Annotated in this window: 24 protein-coding genes; all 24 read left to right on the top strand. The window is 41.7% G+C overall.

Going from position 1 to position 14,731, the window contains the following annotated elements:
- Positions 1-98: 98 nt before the first annotated feature.
- Entirely contained in the window at positions 99-404 is a 306-nt protein-coding gene (gene rpsJ, locus BC659_RS14810) for a 30S ribosomal protein S10 (protein WP_026770720.1), read from the top strand.
- Between the two features lie 374 nt (positions 405-778).
- Positions 779-1,396, top strand: a complete 618-nt coding sequence (rplC, locus tag BC659_RS14805) for a 50S ribosomal protein L3 (RefSeq protein ID WP_133475593.1) — start codon at positions 779-781, stop codon at positions 1,394-1,396.
- A 21-nt stretch (positions 1,397-1,417) separates the two neighbouring features.
- The gene (gene rplD / locus BC659_RS14800; RefSeq protein WP_133475592.1) at positions 1,418-2,050 is read left to right on the top strand and encodes a 50S ribosomal protein L4; all 633 of its coding nucleotides are present in this window, start codon (positions 1,418-1,420) and stop codon (positions 2,048-2,050) included.
- 29 nt (positions 2,051-2,079) lie between these two features.
- Positions 2,080-2,379: a 50S ribosomal protein L23 gene (gene rplW / locus BC659_RS14795; protein ID WP_133475591.1), complete on the top strand. Its 300-nt coding sequence runs from the start codon at positions 2,080-2,082 to the stop codon at positions 2,377-2,379.
- A 124-nt stretch (positions 2,380-2,503) separates the two neighbouring features.
- Positions 2,504-3,343, top strand: coding sequence for a 50S ribosomal protein L2 (gene rplB / locus BC659_RS14790; RefSeq protein ID WP_133475590.1), 840 nt, complete (start codon positions 2,504-2,506; stop codon positions 3,341-3,343).
- A gap of 112 nt (positions 3,344-3,455) precedes the next feature.
- Positions 3,456-3,725 carry a 30S ribosomal protein S19 gene (rpsS, locus tag BC659_RS14785; RefSeq protein WP_133475589.1) on the top strand — a complete coding sequence of 90 codons (270 nt, stop codon included), beginning with the start codon at positions 3,456-3,458 and terminating at the stop codon, positions 3,723-3,725.
- 71 nt (positions 3,726-3,796) lie between these two features.
- On the top strand, positions 3,797-4,141 hold the full coding sequence (gene rplV, locus BC659_RS14780; protein WP_133475588.1) for a 50S ribosomal protein L22: 345 nt from the start codon (positions 3,797-3,799) through the stop codon (positions 4,139-4,141).
- A gap of 15 nt (positions 4,142-4,156) precedes the next feature.
- The gene (gene rpsC, locus BC659_RS14775; protein ID WP_133475587.1) at positions 4,157-4,951 is read left to right on the top strand and encodes a 30S ribosomal protein S3; all 795 of its coding nucleotides are present in this window, start codon (positions 4,157-4,159) and stop codon (positions 4,949-4,951) included.
- Between the two features lie 133 nt (positions 4,952-5,084).
- Positions 5,085-5,504, top strand: a complete 420-nt coding sequence (gene rplP, locus BC659_RS14770; RefSeq protein WP_133475586.1) for a 50S ribosomal protein L16 — start codon at positions 5,085-5,087, stop codon at positions 5,502-5,504.
- A gap of 121 nt (positions 5,505-5,625) precedes the next feature.
- Positions 5,626-5,838 carry a 50S ribosomal protein L29 gene (gene rpmC, locus BC659_RS14765; RefSeq protein WP_133475585.1) on the top strand — a complete coding sequence of 71 codons (213 nt, stop codon included), beginning with the start codon at positions 5,626-5,628 and terminating at the stop codon, positions 5,836-5,838.
- A 98-nt stretch (positions 5,839-5,936) separates the two neighbouring features.
- Complete coding sequence (rpsQ, locus tag BC659_RS14760; protein ID WP_133475584.1) at positions 5,937-6,197, top strand: 30S ribosomal protein S17; 261 nt, start codon at positions 5,937-5,939, stop codon at positions 6,195-6,197.
- A gap of 117 nt (positions 6,198-6,314) precedes the next feature.
- Entirely contained in the window at positions 6,315-6,683 is a 369-nt protein-coding gene (gene rplN, locus BC659_RS14755; protein ID WP_133475583.1) for a 50S ribosomal protein L14, read from the top strand.
- 101 nt (positions 6,684-6,784) lie between these two features.
- Positions 6,785-7,123, top strand: a complete 339-nt coding sequence (rplX, locus tag BC659_RS14750) for a 50S ribosomal protein L24 (protein ID WP_133475582.1) — start codon at positions 6,785-6,787, stop codon at positions 7,121-7,123.
- A complete protein-coding gene (gene rplE, locus BC659_RS14745) occupies positions 7,123-7,698 on the top strand; it encodes a 50S ribosomal protein L5 (protein ID WP_133475581.1) in 576 nt (191 codons plus the stop codon). Before rplX ends, rplE begins: the two co-directional genes overlap by 1 nt.
- 68 nt (positions 7,699-7,766) lie before the next feature.
- The gene (rpsN, locus tag BC659_RS14740; protein ID WP_026770706.1) at positions 7,767-8,036 is read left to right on the top strand and encodes a 30S ribosomal protein S14; all 270 of its coding nucleotides are present in this window, start codon (positions 7,767-7,769) and stop codon (positions 8,034-8,036) included.
- A gap of 66 nt (positions 8,037-8,102) precedes the next feature.
- Positions 8,103-8,501, top strand: coding sequence for a 30S ribosomal protein S8 (gene rpsH / locus BC659_RS14735; protein ID WP_133475580.1), 399 nt, complete (start codon positions 8,103-8,105; stop codon positions 8,499-8,501).
- Positions 8,502-8,594: 93 nt separating this feature from the next.
- Positions 8,595-9,149, top strand: coding sequence for a 50S ribosomal protein L6 (rplF, locus tag BC659_RS14730; protein ID WP_133475579.1), 555 nt, complete (start codon positions 8,595-8,597; stop codon positions 9,147-9,149).
- A 100-nt stretch (positions 9,150-9,249) separates the two neighbouring features.
- Positions 9,250-9,600, top strand: a complete 351-nt coding sequence (gene rplR / locus BC659_RS14725; RefSeq protein WP_133475578.1) for a 50S ribosomal protein L18 — start codon at positions 9,250-9,252, stop codon at positions 9,598-9,600.
- 28 nt (positions 9,601-9,628) lie between these two features.
- Complete coding sequence (rpsE, locus tag BC659_RS14720) at positions 9,629-10,150, top strand: 30S ribosomal protein S5 (RefSeq protein WP_133475577.1); 522 nt, start codon at positions 9,629-9,631, stop codon at positions 10,148-10,150.
- Between the two features lie 77 nt (positions 10,151-10,227).
- The gene (rpmD, locus tag BC659_RS14715) at positions 10,228-10,410 is read left to right on the top strand and encodes a 50S ribosomal protein L30 (RefSeq protein ID WP_133475576.1); all 183 of its coding nucleotides are present in this window, start codon (positions 10,228-10,230) and stop codon (positions 10,408-10,410) included.
- Between the two features lie 170 nt (positions 10,411-10,580).
- Positions 10,581-11,030: a 50S ribosomal protein L15 gene (gene rplO / locus BC659_RS14710; RefSeq protein WP_133475575.1), complete on the top strand. Its 450-nt coding sequence runs from the start codon at positions 10,581-10,583 to the stop codon at positions 11,028-11,030.
- Between the two features lie 77 nt (positions 11,031-11,107).
- Positions 11,108-12,457 carry a preprotein translocase subunit SecY gene (gene secY / locus BC659_RS14705; protein ID WP_133475574.1) on the top strand — a complete coding sequence of 450 codons (1,350 nt, stop codon included), beginning with the start codon at positions 11,108-11,110 and terminating at the stop codon, positions 12,455-12,457.
- Positions 12,458-12,582: 125 nt separating this feature from the next.
- Entirely contained in the window at positions 12,583-13,389 is an 807-nt protein-coding gene (gene map / locus BC659_RS14700; RefSeq protein WP_133475573.1) for a type I methionyl aminopeptidase, read from the top strand.
- Between the two features lie 53 nt (positions 13,390-13,442).
- A complete protein-coding gene (locus BC659_RS14695) occupies positions 13,443-14,675 on the top strand; it encodes a BaiN/RdsA family NAD(P)/FAD-dependent oxidoreductase (RefSeq protein ID WP_133475572.1) in 1,233 nt (410 codons plus the stop codon).
- Positions 14,676-14,731: the final 56 nt, after the last annotated feature.

Raw genomic sequence — 14,731 nt, 5'->3', positions numbered from 1 at the left:
AAATCAGGCATTTTTTCTAAAAATAGTTCCAAAATTCTTGCCCATTCCAATTGAGACCCCTACCTTTGCAACCCCAATACGAAAATTGGGTTTCGACTATGTCTCAACGAATCAGAATCAAATTACAATCTTACGATCATAATCTGGTAGATAAATCTGCTGAGAAAATCGTAAAAACTGTACGCAGTACAGGTGCCGTAGTAACTGGTCCCATTCCCTTGCCGACCCACAAGAGAATTTTTACCGTTCTGCGTTCACCACACGTGAATAAGAAGAGCCGTGAGCAGTTTCAACTGGCTACTCACAAGCGTTTATTAGACATCTATACTTCTTCTTCAAGAACTGTAGATGCCCTGAGTAAGCTTGATTTGCCTTCAGGTGTTGAAGTTGAGATTAAAGCCTGATAATAGGCTTTGAGCTACGGGCTTCGAGCCATGAGCATTAGTTCTTACAAAAAATTAGTCATCTGCCAACTCTCCGATTTAAGCGTAGAAGAAAGCAGCTCTGAATAAATAAACGGTCAAGGATACTGGTTTCAAATCAGACATCAGCCATCCGAGATCATACATATAAACAGGCCCTTCGAGGTTTGTTTACTTCCGGTACTTCCTCGATCACCATAGCTTCAGCGACGGTGATCCAGCTTAGAGAAAGCATCCACCTTCGCCAAGGCTTCGGTGGATAGAAAAGGGAAAAGGTCGGCAGCGAACAAGGATTGAATCCCGCTTCATCGGTGGGATGTCCTCTTTAACCTTGCGGGGCATAAACCGCAAAAACGATGAAAGGTATTATTGGTAAAAAAATCGGGATGACCAGCATCTTCTCGGCCGATGGTAAGCAAACCGCTTGCACCATCATTGAAGCTGGTCCATGTACCGTAACTCAGGTGAAAACCCAGGATACTGATGGTTACACCGCTCTTCAGTTAGCATTTGGCGACAAAAAAGAAAAGCACTCCACTAAAGCAGAGCTCAATCACTACGCAAAAGCTCAGACAGCCGCCAAAAAGTTTGTAAAAGAATTCCGCAATTATTCCATAGAAAAAGCATTGGGAGAAACTGTTACTGTTGACATTTTCGCTGAAGGCGAAAGCGTTGAAGTAGTTGGTACTACCAAGGGTAAAGGTTTCCAGGGTGTTGTAAAGCGCCATGGTTTCTCTGGTGTGGGTGAACAGTCGCACGGTCAGCACGATCGTCAGCGTGCACCGGGTTCTATCGGTGGTTCATCTTACCCTTCACGTGTATTTAAAGGCATGAGAATGGCTGGTCGTATGGGTGGTGACAGGGTGAAAATGAAGGGTCTGAAAGTCGTGAAGATTTTCCCTGAAAAGAACTATATCCTGATCAGCGGATCTGTACCTGGTCATAACGGTTCAATCGTTTTAATCCAGAAGTAATCACAACTTAATTGAATTGACATGCAAGTAGATGTATTAAATATAAAAGGACAGAAGACCGGCAGAACGGTAGAATTACCAGCTGAGGTTTTCGGCATCGAGCCAAACGATCACGTGATCTACCTGGCTGTAAAACAATACCTGGCTGCAGGCCGTCAGGGTACACACAAAGTGAAAACCCGTGCTGAGGTTCAGGGTGCCAGCCGTAAGCTGCATAAGCAAAAAGGTACCGGTGGTTCACGTAAGGGTAATATACGTAACCCTTTATACAAGGGTGGTGGTACCATATTCGGACCTAAGCCTCATGCTTACGATTTCAAATTGAACCGTAAGGTGAAGGATCTTGCTAAAATTTCTGCACTGAGCTACAAAGCAAAAGAAAGTGCCATTGTAGTGATAGAAGATATTCAGATGGAAGCACCTAAGACCAAACAACTGGTTGAGGTGATGAAGAATCTGAATATTGCAGACAAAAAAACACTGGTTGTATTACCAGAATACAATGATAACCTGTACCTGAGCACCCGTAATGTGCCCAATGTTGCAAGTACATTGTTAGCCGATATCAACACTTATGAAATCATGAATGCTGATGTACTGGTAATCACCGAAAATACCGCCAAGATCTTCGCAGAAGAAGAGGCAGTAGCTTAATAAATTAGAAACGTTTCAACCGAAATACAATGAAACTGAGTGAAGTATTAGTAAAGCCTATTTTAACTGAGAAAGCCAATGCGCAGCAGGAAAAGCTGAGAAGATATGCTTTTAAAGTAAACCGTAAGGCGAACAAACTCGAGATCAAAAAAGCAGTAGAAGAATTTTATGGTGTAAATGTTATTGATGTGAACACTGCTGTTGCTCCAGGCAAAAATAAAACCCGCTATACCAAAGCCGGCTTTATTCAGGGTGCGAAACCTGCTTATAAAAAAGCATTCGTTACCGTTGCTGAAGGTGAAGCAATTGATCTGTACGCAAACATTTAATCACCCTGCCCCGAAGGGGCTGGAGGAGATAGAATGATAAAGTATGGTAGTTCAACTACCGCAAAAGTTGATTAATAAATTAAAATCTTAATCCCCTTTAGGGTTAGGGTCAAAAGAAAAGAAAATGGCACTTAAGAAGTACAAACCGATGACAGCCGGCACACGCTGGAGAATCGGAAACGCTTATGCTGAGATCACTACGAACAAGCCCGAAAAGAGCTTATTGGAGCCTCAGAAAAAAACTGCCGGACGTAACTTTCAGGGACGTCGTGCAATGCGTTATATGGGTGGTGGTAGCAAACAACACTACCGTATCATCGATTTCAAAAGAAGTAAGAAAGATATTGCTGCAACCGTAGTATCTATCGAATACGATCCAAACCGTACTGCATTTATTGCACTGGTTCAGTACACCGATGGTGAGAAGCGTTATATTATCGCTCCGCAGGGTTTACAGGTGGGTGCCACCGTAATATCTGGTGATGAAGTGGCTCCTGAAATTGGTAACGCACTGGCTATGAAAAATATGCCACTGGGTACCATGATTCACAACATCGAATTACAGCCTGGTCAGGGTGGTAAAATGGTAAGAAGTGCTGGTGCATCTGCTCAGTTAGCGAATAAGGAAGAGAAATACGCAGTATTGAAAATGCCTTCTGGCGAATTGCGTAAAGTATTGATCAACTGTTATGCTACAGTAGGTGTGGTATCTAATAGCGACCATAACCTGGAAACTGCAGGTAAAGCTGGTAAGAACCGTTGGAAGGGTATCCGCCCACGTGTACGTGGTGTTGCGATGAACCCGGTAGATCACCCGATGGGTGGTGGTGAAGGTAGAGCTTCAGGTGGTCACCCACGCAGCAGAACCGGTAAGTACGCAAAAGGTGAAAAAACACGTACCAAAGGAAAGTCAAGTGATAAACTGATTATCCAGCGTAGAGACGGAAAAAAAATAGCAAAATAATTTGAAAGTGTGGCAGTTTGAAAGTTTGAAAATGAAAAACTCAGATTCTCAAAATGTCAAAACAAACACTCTCAATTTTCAAATTTTCAAATTTTCAAATTAACTCATTACTATGGGTCGTTCGATTAAAAAAGGTCCTTACGTAGATGCCAACTTAGAAGGCAAAGTAGAAGGTATGAATGATGGTAAGACCAAGAAGGGTGTTATCAAAACATGGAGCCGTCGCAGTACCATTACGCCAGATTTCGTTGGGCACACATTTGCAGTGCACAATGGAAATAAGTTCATCCCGGTTTATGTTACCGAGTTCATGGTTGGACATAAATTAGGTGAATTTGCGCCTACCCGCAACTTCAGAGGACACGCAGGAACTAAAAAGTAATCACTTGGCGTATGGCAGATGGTTCATAGCAGATAGCTGAAATCAGATGCATACCCTAAACAAATAAAGAAATGGAAGCAGTAGCTAAACTGAACAATTATCCTACAGGGCCGCGCAAAATGCGTTTGCTGGCTGATGTGATCCGTGGAATGGAAGTAGAGAAGGCATTGGCTATTCTTGAACACCATCCTCAGCACAATGCTGTGCCTCTGGCAAAATTGCTGAAGAGTGCTATCAGCAACTGGGAGCAGAAAAACAATGGCGCCAGTGCGGCAGACAGCAGCCTGGTGGTAAAAACTGTATTCGTTGACGGAGGTCGTGTACTTAAGCGTATGCGTCCTGCACCCCAGGGCCGTGGCTACAGGGTACGTAAGCGCAGTAACCATGTAACATTAATCGTAGATTCTAAAAACTAATTGTAAAACCACTATATGGGTCAGAAAGCAAATCCAATTGGTAACAGGTTAGGTATCATCCGCGGATGGGAGAGTAACTGGTATGGTAGTAAGAAAGATTATGCTACCAAGTTAATTGAGGATCATAAGATCCGTACCTACCTGAACGCCCGTATCAACAAGGGCGGTATTGCCAAAATTGTAATAGAGCGTACCCTGGGTAAGCTGATCGTTACAATCCACACATCTAAACCAGGTATCATCATTGGTAAAGGTGGCGGAGAAGTAGACCGTATCAAAGAAGAGCTGAAAAAATTAACAGGTAAGGAAGACGTGCAGATCAATATTCTTGAGATCCGTCGTCCTGAACTGGATGCAAATATTGTTGGAGATACCATCGCTCGTCAGATCGAAAACCGTATCAACTTCAAACGTGCTACCAAGATGGCGATTGCCTCTACACTCCGTATGGGTGCTGAAGGTATCAAGATCAAATTGAGTGGTCGTCTGGGTGGTGCTGAGATTGCCCGTAGCGAAGAATTCAAACAGGGTCGTGTGCCTTTGCATACTTTCCGTATGGACATCGACTATGCCAATGTATATGCACAGACTGTATATGGTAAAATAGGTATCAAGGTATGGATCTGTAAAGGAGAAGTACTTGGAAAGCGCGAATTGAATCCAAACTTCGTTGGCGGCAAGAATGATATGAGTGAAAGAAGAGGTGGTGAGGAAAGAAGTGGAGGCCGTGGTGGTGACAGAAGAGATGATCGTGGAGGCCGCGGTGGTGACAGGAGAGATAACCGCGGAGGCGGAAGAGAAAGAAGATAATTTGAAAATTATTCAATTTGAAAATTTGAATAATGGTTAGTACAACATATGCTGATCATTCATTTTCAAATTCTCAAATTCTCAAATTTTCAAATTCAGTTATTCAAATTTTCAAATTTTCAAATTGTAATAAATGTTACAGCCTAAAAGAAGTAAACACAGGAAACAGCAGAAAGGCCGCATTCGTGAAGTGGCTAAGCGTGGTACTTCCATTTCATTTGGTTCATTTGCCCTGAAAGCGCTAGAGCCAATTTGGTTAACCAACCGCCAGATCGAATCTGCACGTCAGGCTATGACCCGTGCTATGAAACGTGAGGGTAATGTTTGGATCCGTGTGTTCCCTGATAAAATCATTACCCGTAAGCCTCTTGAGGTAAGGATGGGTAAAGGTAAAGGTAACCCTGAATTCTGGGCTGCTGTTGTAGAACCAGGACGCATCATTTTTGAGTGCGATGGTGTTACGGCGCAGGTTGCTCAGGAAGCCATGGAACTGGCTGCTCAGAAACTGCCGATTAAAACCAAATTCATTGTAAGAAGAGACTTACAAGCTTAATTTGAAAATGAGGCAATTTGATATGCCTAAGGCAGATGAGAATGTTTTCAGATTGCTAAATAGAGAAAGTAATTTCCAAATTTCCAAATTTTCAAATTTTCAAATTTTCAAATTGACCAAAATGGCAAATAAAAAAGTTGAATTCAATAAAGGTCTGAAAGATATGAACGCTGCAGATCTGAAAGCGAGAATCCAGGAAGATCAGCTCCGTCTGAAAAAATTGGAATTCGCTCATGCAATTTCTCCATTAGAAAACCCGATGACAGTTCGAGGTTTACGCAGAGATATTGCACGTCTGAAGACTGAATTGAAGAAAAAAGAATTAGGCATCTAAAAACAGCTACGAGCTGCTAGCTACGAGCTACGAGCTTGTTAGAATTAAAAAATGCTCGCGGCTCGAAGCTCAGAGCTCAAAGCTTAAAAAAATACACAATGGCTGAAGTAAGAAATTTACGCAAAACAAGGATCGGGGTTGTAACCAGCGATAAAATGGATAAAACCATTACAGTTGCGGTTGAAAGAAAAGTAAAACACCCTATCTACGGAAAGTTCGTAAAGAAAACCACTAAGTTCCATGCACACGACGAGAAAAGCGAGTGTGGTATTGGAGACGTAGTAAAAATTATGGAAACCCGTCCGCTGAGTAAAACAAAGCGTTGGAGACTGGTTGAAATAGTTGAGAAAGCAAAATAATTGTCCGCCTCAGGTGGATTCAAGCTGCAAGCTGCAAGAATTTGAGCTGTAGCCTCTGACAAATTGATAAAAAATCTGGCGAGGAAATTTCCAGACCAGAAGCTAAAAGCTAAAACAATGATTCAGCAAGAAAGTAGATTGAATGTAGCTGATAACAGTGGTGCCAAAGAAGTACTTTGTATCAAAGTACTTGGTAACAGCGGGCAAGACTACGCTAAGATCGGTGATAAGATTGTAGTAACTGTTAAAGATGCTATACCTGCCGGTGGTATCAAAAAAGGTACTGTATCAAAAGCAGTAATCGTTCGTACCAAAAATAAACTGCGTCGTAAGGATGGTTCATATATCCGCTTTGATGACAATGCAGTAGTATTACTGAACAACTCTGATGAGCCTCGTGGTACACGTATCTTCGGGCCAGTAGCGAGAGAACTGCGTGATAAAGGGTACATGAAAATTATTTCACTGGCTCCTGAGGTTCTTTAAAATAAACAAGCCATTAGCTATTAGCCATAAGCTATTAGCGATTGATATAATAATTTCTGGTTAGCTAATTGCTAACCCCTAAAAGCTAAAAAGCTCAAAAAATGAGTACAAGATTTAAACCCAAATTCAACATCAAAAAAGGCGATACCGTTGTGGTTATTGCCGGTGATGACAAGGACTTGAAAAAGCCCCGTAAGGTGTTGGAAGTAATTGTGGATAAAGGCCGTGTGGTAGTAGAAGGCGTGAATATCGTAACAAAACATACCAAACCTTCTGCACAGAATACAAAGGGTGGTATCGTAAAAGTTGAAGCTCCGATTAACATCAGCAATGTAATGTTATGGGATGCTAAAGCAGGTGCTGCTACCAAAGCAAAACGTACCCGCGAAAACGGAAAATTAGTTCGTATATCTAAAAAGTCAGGGGAGGTAATCAAGTAATGAGTACTACAAAATACACTCCGAGATTAGCAGATAAGTACAGCAAAGAAGTTGTACCTGCTTTAATGAAAAAGTTTGCATACAAAACTGTAATGCAGGCTCCTAAACTGGAAAAAATCTGTATCAACCGTGGCGTAAATGGTGCGGTTACAGATAAGAAACTGGTTGACATTGCAGTAGAAGAGCTGAATATGATCACTGGTCAGAAAGCTGTCCCTACCATGTCTAAGAAAGATATCTCAAACTTCAAACTGCGTAAGGGTATGCCAATTGGTGCTCGTGTTACGCTGAGAGGTGAGAAGATGTATGAATTCCTGGATCGTCTGGTTTCTGTTGCATTGCCACGTGTACGTGACTTCAAAGGTATCAGCGATAAGGCATTTGATGGCCGTGGTAACTACACACTGGGTGTTACTGAACAAATCATTTTCCCTGAAATCGATATCGATAAAGTGAATAAGATCACTGGTATGGATATCACTTTTGTAACTACTGCTCAAACCAATGAAGAAGCGTATGAGTTACTGAAAGAACTGGGCATGCCTTTCAAAGGAGCAAAAAAAGAAAATAACTAAAAAGTAACTGGTAGCAGCCGGTTTGTAAAACGCAAATCCGGAACCTACTCAAATCTAAACATAAAAAAATGGCAAAAGAATCAGTAAAAGCCAGACAAAGAAAGCGTGAGGCATTAGTGGCCCAATATGCAGAAAAACGTGCAGCCCTCAAAGCAGCCGGTGACTATGCAGCCTTGGACAAACTGCCTAAAAACGCTTCACCTGTTCGTTTAAAGAACCGTTGTCAGCTTACAGGACGTCCGAAAGGTTATATGAGATACTTCGGTCTCTCAAGGGTAATCTTCCGTGATATGGCCCTGAATGGTAAAATTCCAGGTGTTAAAAAAGCAAGCTGGTAATAGCCCTATCCCGATCAAATCGGGAAATTGGTACAAAATTTTGAACACGAATTAATTCTAATAAAAATGGTAACTGATCCAATAGCAGACTTTTTAACCAGAATCCGTAATGCACAGATGGCTGGTCACAGACTGGTGGAAATTCCTGCTTCTAATCTGAAAAAACGTATGACAGAGATCCTGTATGATCAGGGTTATATCCTGAAATACAAATTTGAAGATGACAATAAGCAAGGTCTGATCAAGATCGCGCTGAAATATGATCCTTCTACTAAACAACCTGCGATCCGCTCTCTGGAAAGGGTAAGCCGTCCGGGTCTGCGTCAATATGCTAAACCTGCTGAGATCAAAAGAGTGATTAATGGTTTAGGTGTGGCTATCCTCAGTACATCTAAAGGTGTATTGACCGATAAGCAGGCGAAAGCCCAGAATGTAGGTGGTGAGGTACTTTGCTATATTTCTTAATTGAATTTGATATTGTCCTGTCTGACAATTAAGCTTTTAGTCGGAGCTGAACACGGTCAGGATATTAGTTGAACAATAAAAACAGAAACGACTATGTCACGTATTGGAAAAAAGCCCGTAACTGTTCCTGCCGGTGTAACCATCACCGTAAGTAAGGAAAATGAGATAACTGTAAAAGGCCCTAAGGGCGAACTGAAGCAATTGATCGATAGAGATATCATTGTGGAAGTGAAAGACAATGAAGTAATATTCAGCCGTCCTACGGATCAGATCCGTCACCGCGCTATGCATGGTTTATACCGTGCATTGGTTAGCAACATGGTAAAAGGTGTAACTGAAGGCATTAAGAGAGAACTGGAACTGGTGGGTGTGGGTTTTAAAGCTGCTAATACCGGAAACCTGCTGGATCTTGCTTTAGGTTATTCTCACAATATCATTTTCGAAGTTCCCAGTGAATTGAAAGTGACTACCGTTACTGAAAAAGGCCAGAACCCCAAAATCCTGTTAGAAGGTATCGATAAGCAACTGATTGGTCAGGTAGCTGCTAAACTGAGAAGCTTACGTAAACCAGAACCATACAAAGGTAAGGGTGTGAAATACGCTGGTGAAATCCTGAGAAGAAAAGCAGGTAAAGCAGCTGGTAAATAGTAATCAGTAATCAGTTGATGGTTCATGGACCAGGGTCAATGAACTAAAATAAAATGTAAAACATGCTTCCGGCCGAATCGGAAGTAACAAATAAAGCAAAATGGGTAAATTAATTCAAAGGCAAAAAATCAGGTACCGCATTCGTAAGAAAGTGCAGGGTACGGCTGTAAAGCCCCGCTTATCTGTATTCAGAAGCAATGCTGATATATATGCTCAGTTGATCGATGACGTAAATGGTCTGACACTTGCTGCTGCTTCATCACGTGATAAGGATATTGCTGCACAGAAAGTGACCAAGATTGAAAAATCGAAACTGGTAGGAGCAGCAATCGCTCGCAAAGCCACTGAACTGGGATTAAATACAGTTGTATTCGATCGTGGTGGTAATCTGTACCATGGCCGCGTTAAATCCGTAGCCGATGGCGCAAGAGAAGGTGGTCTTCAATTCTAATCTGCTAACACAAATAATCGTTAGATAAATGTCTAAAGTAAACGTAAATAAGGTAAAAGCCGGTGGCGACATGGAACTGAAAGAAAAAGTAGTTGCCATTAACCGTGTGGTGAAAACCACTAAAGGTGGTCGTACCTTCAGCTTCTCAGCACTGGTAGTAGTTGGTAATGAAAGTGGTGTTGTAGGACAGGGTCTGGGTAAAGCGAAAGAAGTTCAGGAAGCTATTACCAAGGGTATCGAAGATGCCAAGAAAAACCTGGTAAAGGTTCCCGTAATGCATGGAACGATTCCTCACGATCAGTGGGCAAAAGATGGTGCCGCTAAAGTGTTGATCAAACCAGCCGCTCATGGTGCGGGTGTGATCGCCGGAGGCAGCATGCGTGCTGTACTGGAAAGTGCGGGTGTAACAGACGTTCTGGCTAAAAGTCTGGGTTCAGCCAATCCACATAATGTGGTGAAAGCTACCATTAAGGCGTTGAGCCTGTTGCGTGAGCCTGTACAGGTTGCTAAAACACGTACTGTTAAGTTGAGTAAAGTATTTAATGGATAATAGCTTATAGCGAATGGTTGATAGCGTATAGCCATATGCCATCAACCATAAGCCATCGGCTATCTCAATAACTCGTTATGAAAAAAATTAAGATCACACAGATTAAAAGTGGTATCGACAGACCAGAGCGTCAGAAGCAAACACTGATAGCATTAGGTTTGAAGAAACTCAATGCTTCAAAAGAAGTAGAAGCTACCCCTCAGATCCTGGGTATGGTAAATAAAGTAAGCCACCTGGTGAAGGTTGAGGAGTTAAATTAATTTGAAAATTTGAAGATTTGGATCCGCCTAAGGCGGAGGAAATGAGTCAAGTATTTGATTCATTTTCCATTTATATTACTCTGAATCTTTCATTTTCAAATTAGCACATTTACAAATTTTCAAATTAACACGCGAGGGGTGATTCCCCGAAAGTTCAAAATCGATAAAACATGAAATTACACAATCTCAAACCTGCAGCAGGTTCTACACACAAAGAAAAACGTTTAGGTCGTGGTGAAGCATCCGGTAAGGGTGGTACATCTACAAAAGGTAACAAAGGTGGTCAGAGCCGTGCTGGTTATAAAAGTAAAATGGCTCACGAAGGTGGTCAGATGCCCATTCAGCGTCGTGTACCAAAACGTGGCTTTAAAAATAATAACCGTATCGAATTCGTAGTATTTAACCTGGGTCAGATTGATCAATTGGTTGAAAAATACGGTTTCACAGAGTTTAGTCTGGAAAACCTTTATATCAATGGTTTGATCAGCCGTACCGATAAAGTAAAAGTACTGGCCAACGGTGAACTGAAAGCCAAAGTAAGTTTCAAAGTGAATGCAGTCAGCGAAAAAGCAAAATCTGCTATCGAAACTGCAGGTGGTAGCGTTGAAATTATCAAGTAATTTTATCGTAACTTGCCAGACGCACAAAGTGCGTCTTTTTTTGGTTTAAGACTATTAACGCTTACAATTGCATTCAAGTGAAAAAATTAGTTCAGACATTAAGGAATATTTGGACGATAGAGGAGCTTCGTAACAAGATTATTGTAACACTTGCGCTGGTTCTTACTTATCGTATCGGTACACAAATTGTATTACCCGGCCTTGATCCTTCTAAAATTGAAGCAGCACAGGCATCTGCAAGAAGCAATGGAGGCCTGCTAGGTATCTTTGATATGTTTGCCGGTGGGGCCTTTTCTCAGGCATCTATCCTCGCATTGGGTATCATGCCTTATATCTCAGCATCTATCTTTATGCAGTTAATGACCATCCTGGTTCCTCAATTGCAAAAAGTACAGAAAGAAGGAGATAGTGGCCGCAAGAAGATCAATCAATGGACACGTTACCTGACTGTTATCGTAACTGCATTTCAGGCTGGTGCCTATGTAGCTTACCTCAATAGCCCCGGTTATGCTGAAGCCATTATACCTGCCTATTCACCTTATTTCTGGTTCTCTACTGTTATTACCTTGACTGCAGGTACCATGTTTGTAATGTGGTTGGGTGAGAAAATTCAGGACAAAGGTTTGGGTAACGGTACTTCTATCATCATCATGGTGGGTATTCTTGCACGTTTGCCGCAGTCTCTTATACAGGAGTTCAGCGCCAAAGGTGAAAGAGCCGGTGGTGGTTTATTGATCTTCCTGATTGAGATAGCTATTCTGATTGCCATCATTCTAGGATTGATTGTACTGGTACAGGGCGTTCGCAAGATACCTGTAAACTATGCAAAACAAATTATCGGAAACCGTCAGTTTGGCGGTGCCCGTCAGTTCCTTCCTATTAAAGTAAACAGTGCCGGTGTTATGCCAATCATTTTCGCCCAGGCGATTATGTTCCTGCCTACACTCGTTTCGTTTACCAATCTGGATTCTGCTCAGGGTATTGTGAAAATATTCAATGACCATAGTAACACATGGTACATGTTGGTATATTCTGTCATGGTAATTGGTTTTACTTTCCTGTACACTGCATTGATCTTTAATCCCAAGCAAATTGCAGAAGACCTGAAACGCAATAATGGTTTCATCCCTGGTGTAAAACCTGGTCAGCCTACAGCCGATTATATCGGATCTGTAATGGATAAAATCACTTTGCCTGGTGCCATTTTTCTCGCACTGGTAGGTATTATGCCTGGTTTTGCGCAACGTTTGGGTGTTACACAAGGATTCAGCACTTTCTTTGGTGGAACTTCTTTACTGATTATGGTGGGTGTGGTATTGGATACTTTACAACAGATTGAAACATATCTGTTAATGCGTCAATACGATGGCTTAATGAAAGGCGGTCGTGTACAGGGCAGACAAACTGTATCTACTACAACAATCTAGTATTAATTAATCTATCGACTATGGTCCCATGGACTATGGTCGGAAAATACGATATTTGCAAACCTGTCTTCCCCCTCAAGGCGGAACGACAGGTTTGTTTTTTTATCATGTCGAGACGAATAAATATGATCATTTATAAAACTGAAGCGGAAATAGCCCTGATGAAAGAAGCGGCACTACTGGTTAGTAAAACACTCACAGAAGTGGCCAAAGTATTAAAGCCTGGCATGACTACCATGCAGATTGATAAACTCTGCGGTGATTTTGTAAAAGACCATAAAGCCGTTCCTTCTTTTTATAATTATCGTGGTTATCCGCATAATGTATGTACTTCCGTTAATGACGTAGTTGTGCATGGATTTCCGAATGATACTGCTTTACAGGAAGGAGATATTATTACGGTTGATATGGGGGTTATCCTGAACGGATGGCATGGTGATCATGCCTATACTTTTATTTTAGGGGAAGTTGATGCAGCAGTGATGCAGTTGATAAAAGTAACCAAAGAATCTCTATACAAGGGTATTGAAAAAGCAACCGTTAATAACAGGGTAGGTGATATATCGTTTGCTATTCAGGAACATGCGGAGAAGAAATATGGTTATGGTGTAGTGAGAGAACTGGTAGGCCATGGTTTGGGACGCAGTCTGCATGAAGACCCTCAGGTTCCTAATTATGGTAAGAGAGGAAACGGACCTAAAATGAAAGAGAACCTGGTACTGGCAATTGAGCCCATGATTAATCTGGGTACCAAAGATGTGTATACAGATGATGATGGCTGGACCATCCGTACACAGGATGGAAAAGTTTCCTGTCACTTTGAGCATGATGTATGTGTTAAAAGAGGGGAGGCACTGATACTTTCAGATTATAGTATTATTGAAGCTGCGGAGAAGGCAAATCCAAATCTGAATACAGGTTATTATGCCTGATTGATGTAATAAAAATAGAAAGACCTTGCAAAAGGTCTTTTGTTTATCAGCAAATGCAGCAAAAGCTAATCGTGATAGGAGGTGGCGCAGCCGGATTTTTTTGCGCCGTAAATGCAGCAAGAATGAACCCGAATCTGCAGGTGATATTATTGGAGAAGACGGGTAAATTACTTTCAAAAGTAAAAATTAGTGGTGGTGGAAGATGTAATACCACACATGCCTGCTTTGAAATTCCTGAACTATCGAAACGATATCCGCGCGGGCAAAACTTTTTGAAAAAAGCATTTCATTGGTTCAATACAAATGATACCATTACCTGGTTTGCAGAAAGAGGTGTGGCGCTGAAAACAGAGTCTGACGGCAGAATGTTTCCTGTAACAGATCGTTCACAAACCATCGTCGATTGCCTGTTGCGTGAAGCAGATAGGTATAAGGTAGATGTAAGACTTCATAGCGAAGTAAAAAAGATTGAAAAAAATGGCACAGAATTTATTGTGTCTTTATCCGATCATACAACCATTGCAACGGATTATATCTGTGTGGCAACAGGTGGTTATCCAAAGTCTGCCATGTTTGAATGGCTGAAACAAACGGGTCATAGTATTGAAGAGCCGGTTCCTTCATTGTTTACCTTTAATATGCCAGGAAACAGTATTACCTCACTGATGGGGGTGAGCGTACCCAATGCAACCGTAAAAATAACCGGCACCCGATTGGTTGAAACAGGTCCATTGCTGATAACACATTGGGGGATGAGCGGTCCTGTTATACTCAGACTATCTGCTTGGGGGGCAAGATTACTGGCAGCACAACAGTATACATTTACCCTACTAGTTAACTGGCTGGGTACAGAAACAGAAAATCAACTACGAGACAGATGGCTTGAGATCAGAGAAATGAATGCTGCTCAAAAAATTGGTAATAAAAATCCTTTTCATTTACCCAATCGCTTATGGCAGTACCTGTTGGATGAATCTGGTATACCACCTGACACACGTTGGGCAGATCTCTCGTCTAAATTGCAGAATAAATTGATCCAGTTACTTACTACGCATACGTTCCCCGTTAAAGGTAAAACCACTTTTAAAGAAGAGTTTGTAACCTGTGGGGGTATTACATTAACTGAGATTGATCCGAATACCATGCAAAGCCGAAAAACAGAAGGGTTGTTCTTTGCCGGAGAGGTAATGGATATTGATGGTATTACAGGTGGATTTAATTTTCAGAATGCATGGACCAGTGGATTTTTAGCAGCCAAAACAATAGCAGAGGCCGGTCAGAGCTAAAATGCAAGAAGTTCAGGTTAATTCAATGGAGCAGTATCTCGGTACAAGTATATAAC

Origin of the sequence: Sediminibacterium goheungense, from assembly GCF_004361915.1 — a bacterium.
GTDB classification, from domain to species: domain Bacteria; phylum Bacteroidota; class Bacteroidia; order Chitinophagales; family Chitinophagaceae; genus Sediminibacterium; species Sediminibacterium goheungense.
Note: the sequence above shows the minus strand (reverse complement) of the source record. Positions and strands in the feature narration are given on the sequence as shown.

What these genes read in the sequence shown, in the direction of transcription:
- rplO (WP_133475575.1), top strand. Translation starts at nt 10,581, where the DNA reads ATGAAATTACACAATCTCAAACCTGCAGCAGGTTCTACACACAAAGAA.
- rplE (WP_133475581.1), top strand. Translation starts at nt 7,123, where the DNA reads ATGAGTACTACAAAATACACTCCGAGATTAGCAGATAAGTACAGCAAA.
- rpsN (WP_026770706.1), top strand. Translation starts at nt 7,767, where the DNA reads ATGGCAAAAGAATCAGTAAAAGCCAGACAAAGAAAGCGTGAGGCATTA.
- rplW (WP_133475591.1), top strand. Translation starts at nt 2,080, where the DNA reads ATGAAACTGAGTGAAGTATTAGTAAAGCCTATTTTAACTGAGAAAGCC.
- rpmD (WP_133475576.1), top strand. Translation starts at nt 10,228, where the DNA reads ATGAAAAAAATTAAGATCACACAGATTAAAAGTGGTATCGACAGACCA.
- rpmC (WP_133475585.1), top strand. Translation starts at nt 5,626, where the DNA reads ATGGCAAATAAAAAAGTTGAATTCAATAAAGGTCTGAAAGATATGAAC.
- rpsE (WP_133475577.1), top strand. Translation starts at nt 9,629, where the DNA reads ATGTCTAAAGTAAACGTAAATAAGGTAAAAGCCGGTGGCGACATGGAA.
- rplD (WP_133475592.1), top strand. Translation starts at nt 1,418, where the DNA reads ATGCAAGTAGATGTATTAAATATAAAAGGACAGAAGACCGGCAGAACG.
- rplX (WP_133475582.1), top strand. Translation starts at nt 6,785, where the DNA reads ATGAGTACAAGATTTAAACCCAAATTCAACATCAAAAAAGGCGATACC.
- rplF (WP_133475579.1), top strand. Translation starts at nt 8,595, where the DNA reads ATGTCACGTATTGGAAAAAAGCCCGTAACTGTTCCTGCCGGTGTAACC.
- map (WP_133475573.1), top strand. Translation starts at nt 12,583, where the DNA reads ATGATCATTTATAAAACTGAAGCGGAAATAGCCCTGATGAAAGAAGCG.
- rplB (WP_133475590.1), top strand. Translation starts at nt 2,504, where the DNA reads ATGGCACTTAAGAAGTACAAACCGATGACAGCCGGCACACGCTGGAGA.
- rplR (WP_133475578.1), top strand. Translation starts at nt 9,250, where the DNA reads ATGGGTAAATTAATTCAAAGGCAAAAAATCAGGTACCGCATTCGTAAG.
- rpsS (WP_133475589.1), top strand. Translation starts at nt 3,456, where the DNA reads ATGGGTCGTTCGATTAAAAAAGGTCCTTACGTAGATGCCAACTTAGAA.
- rpsH (WP_133475580.1), top strand. Translation starts at nt 8,103, where the DNA reads ATGGTAACTGATCCAATAGCAGACTTTTTAACCAGAATCCGTAATGCA.
- rpsQ (WP_133475584.1), top strand. Translation starts at nt 5,937, where the DNA reads ATGGCTGAAGTAAGAAATTTACGCAAAACAAGGATCGGGGTTGTAACC.
- rplV (WP_133475588.1), top strand. Translation starts at nt 3,797, where the DNA reads ATGGAAGCAGTAGCTAAACTGAACAATTATCCTACAGGGCCGCGCAAA.
- rplN (WP_133475583.1), top strand. Translation starts at nt 6,315, where the DNA reads ATGATTCAGCAAGAAAGTAGATTGAATGTAGCTGATAACAGTGGTGCC.
- rpsJ (WP_026770720.1), top strand. Translation starts at nt 99, where the DNA reads ATGTCTCAACGAATCAGAATCAAATTACAATCTTACGATCATAATCTG.
- rplP (WP_133475586.1), top strand. Translation starts at nt 5,085, where the DNA reads ATGTTACAGCCTAAAAGAAGTAAACACAGGAAACAGCAGAAAGGCCGC.
- BC659_RS14695 (WP_133475572.1), top strand. Translation starts at nt 13,443, where the DNA reads ATGCAGCAAAAGCTAATCGTGATAGGAGGTGGCGCAGCCGGATTTTTT.
- rplC (WP_133475593.1), top strand. Translation starts at nt 779, where the DNA reads ATGAAAGGTATTATTGGTAAAAAAATCGGGATGACCAGCATCTTCTCG.
- rpsC (WP_133475587.1), top strand. Translation starts at nt 4,157, where the DNA reads ATGGGTCAGAAAGCAAATCCAATTGGTAACAGGTTAGGTATCATCCGC.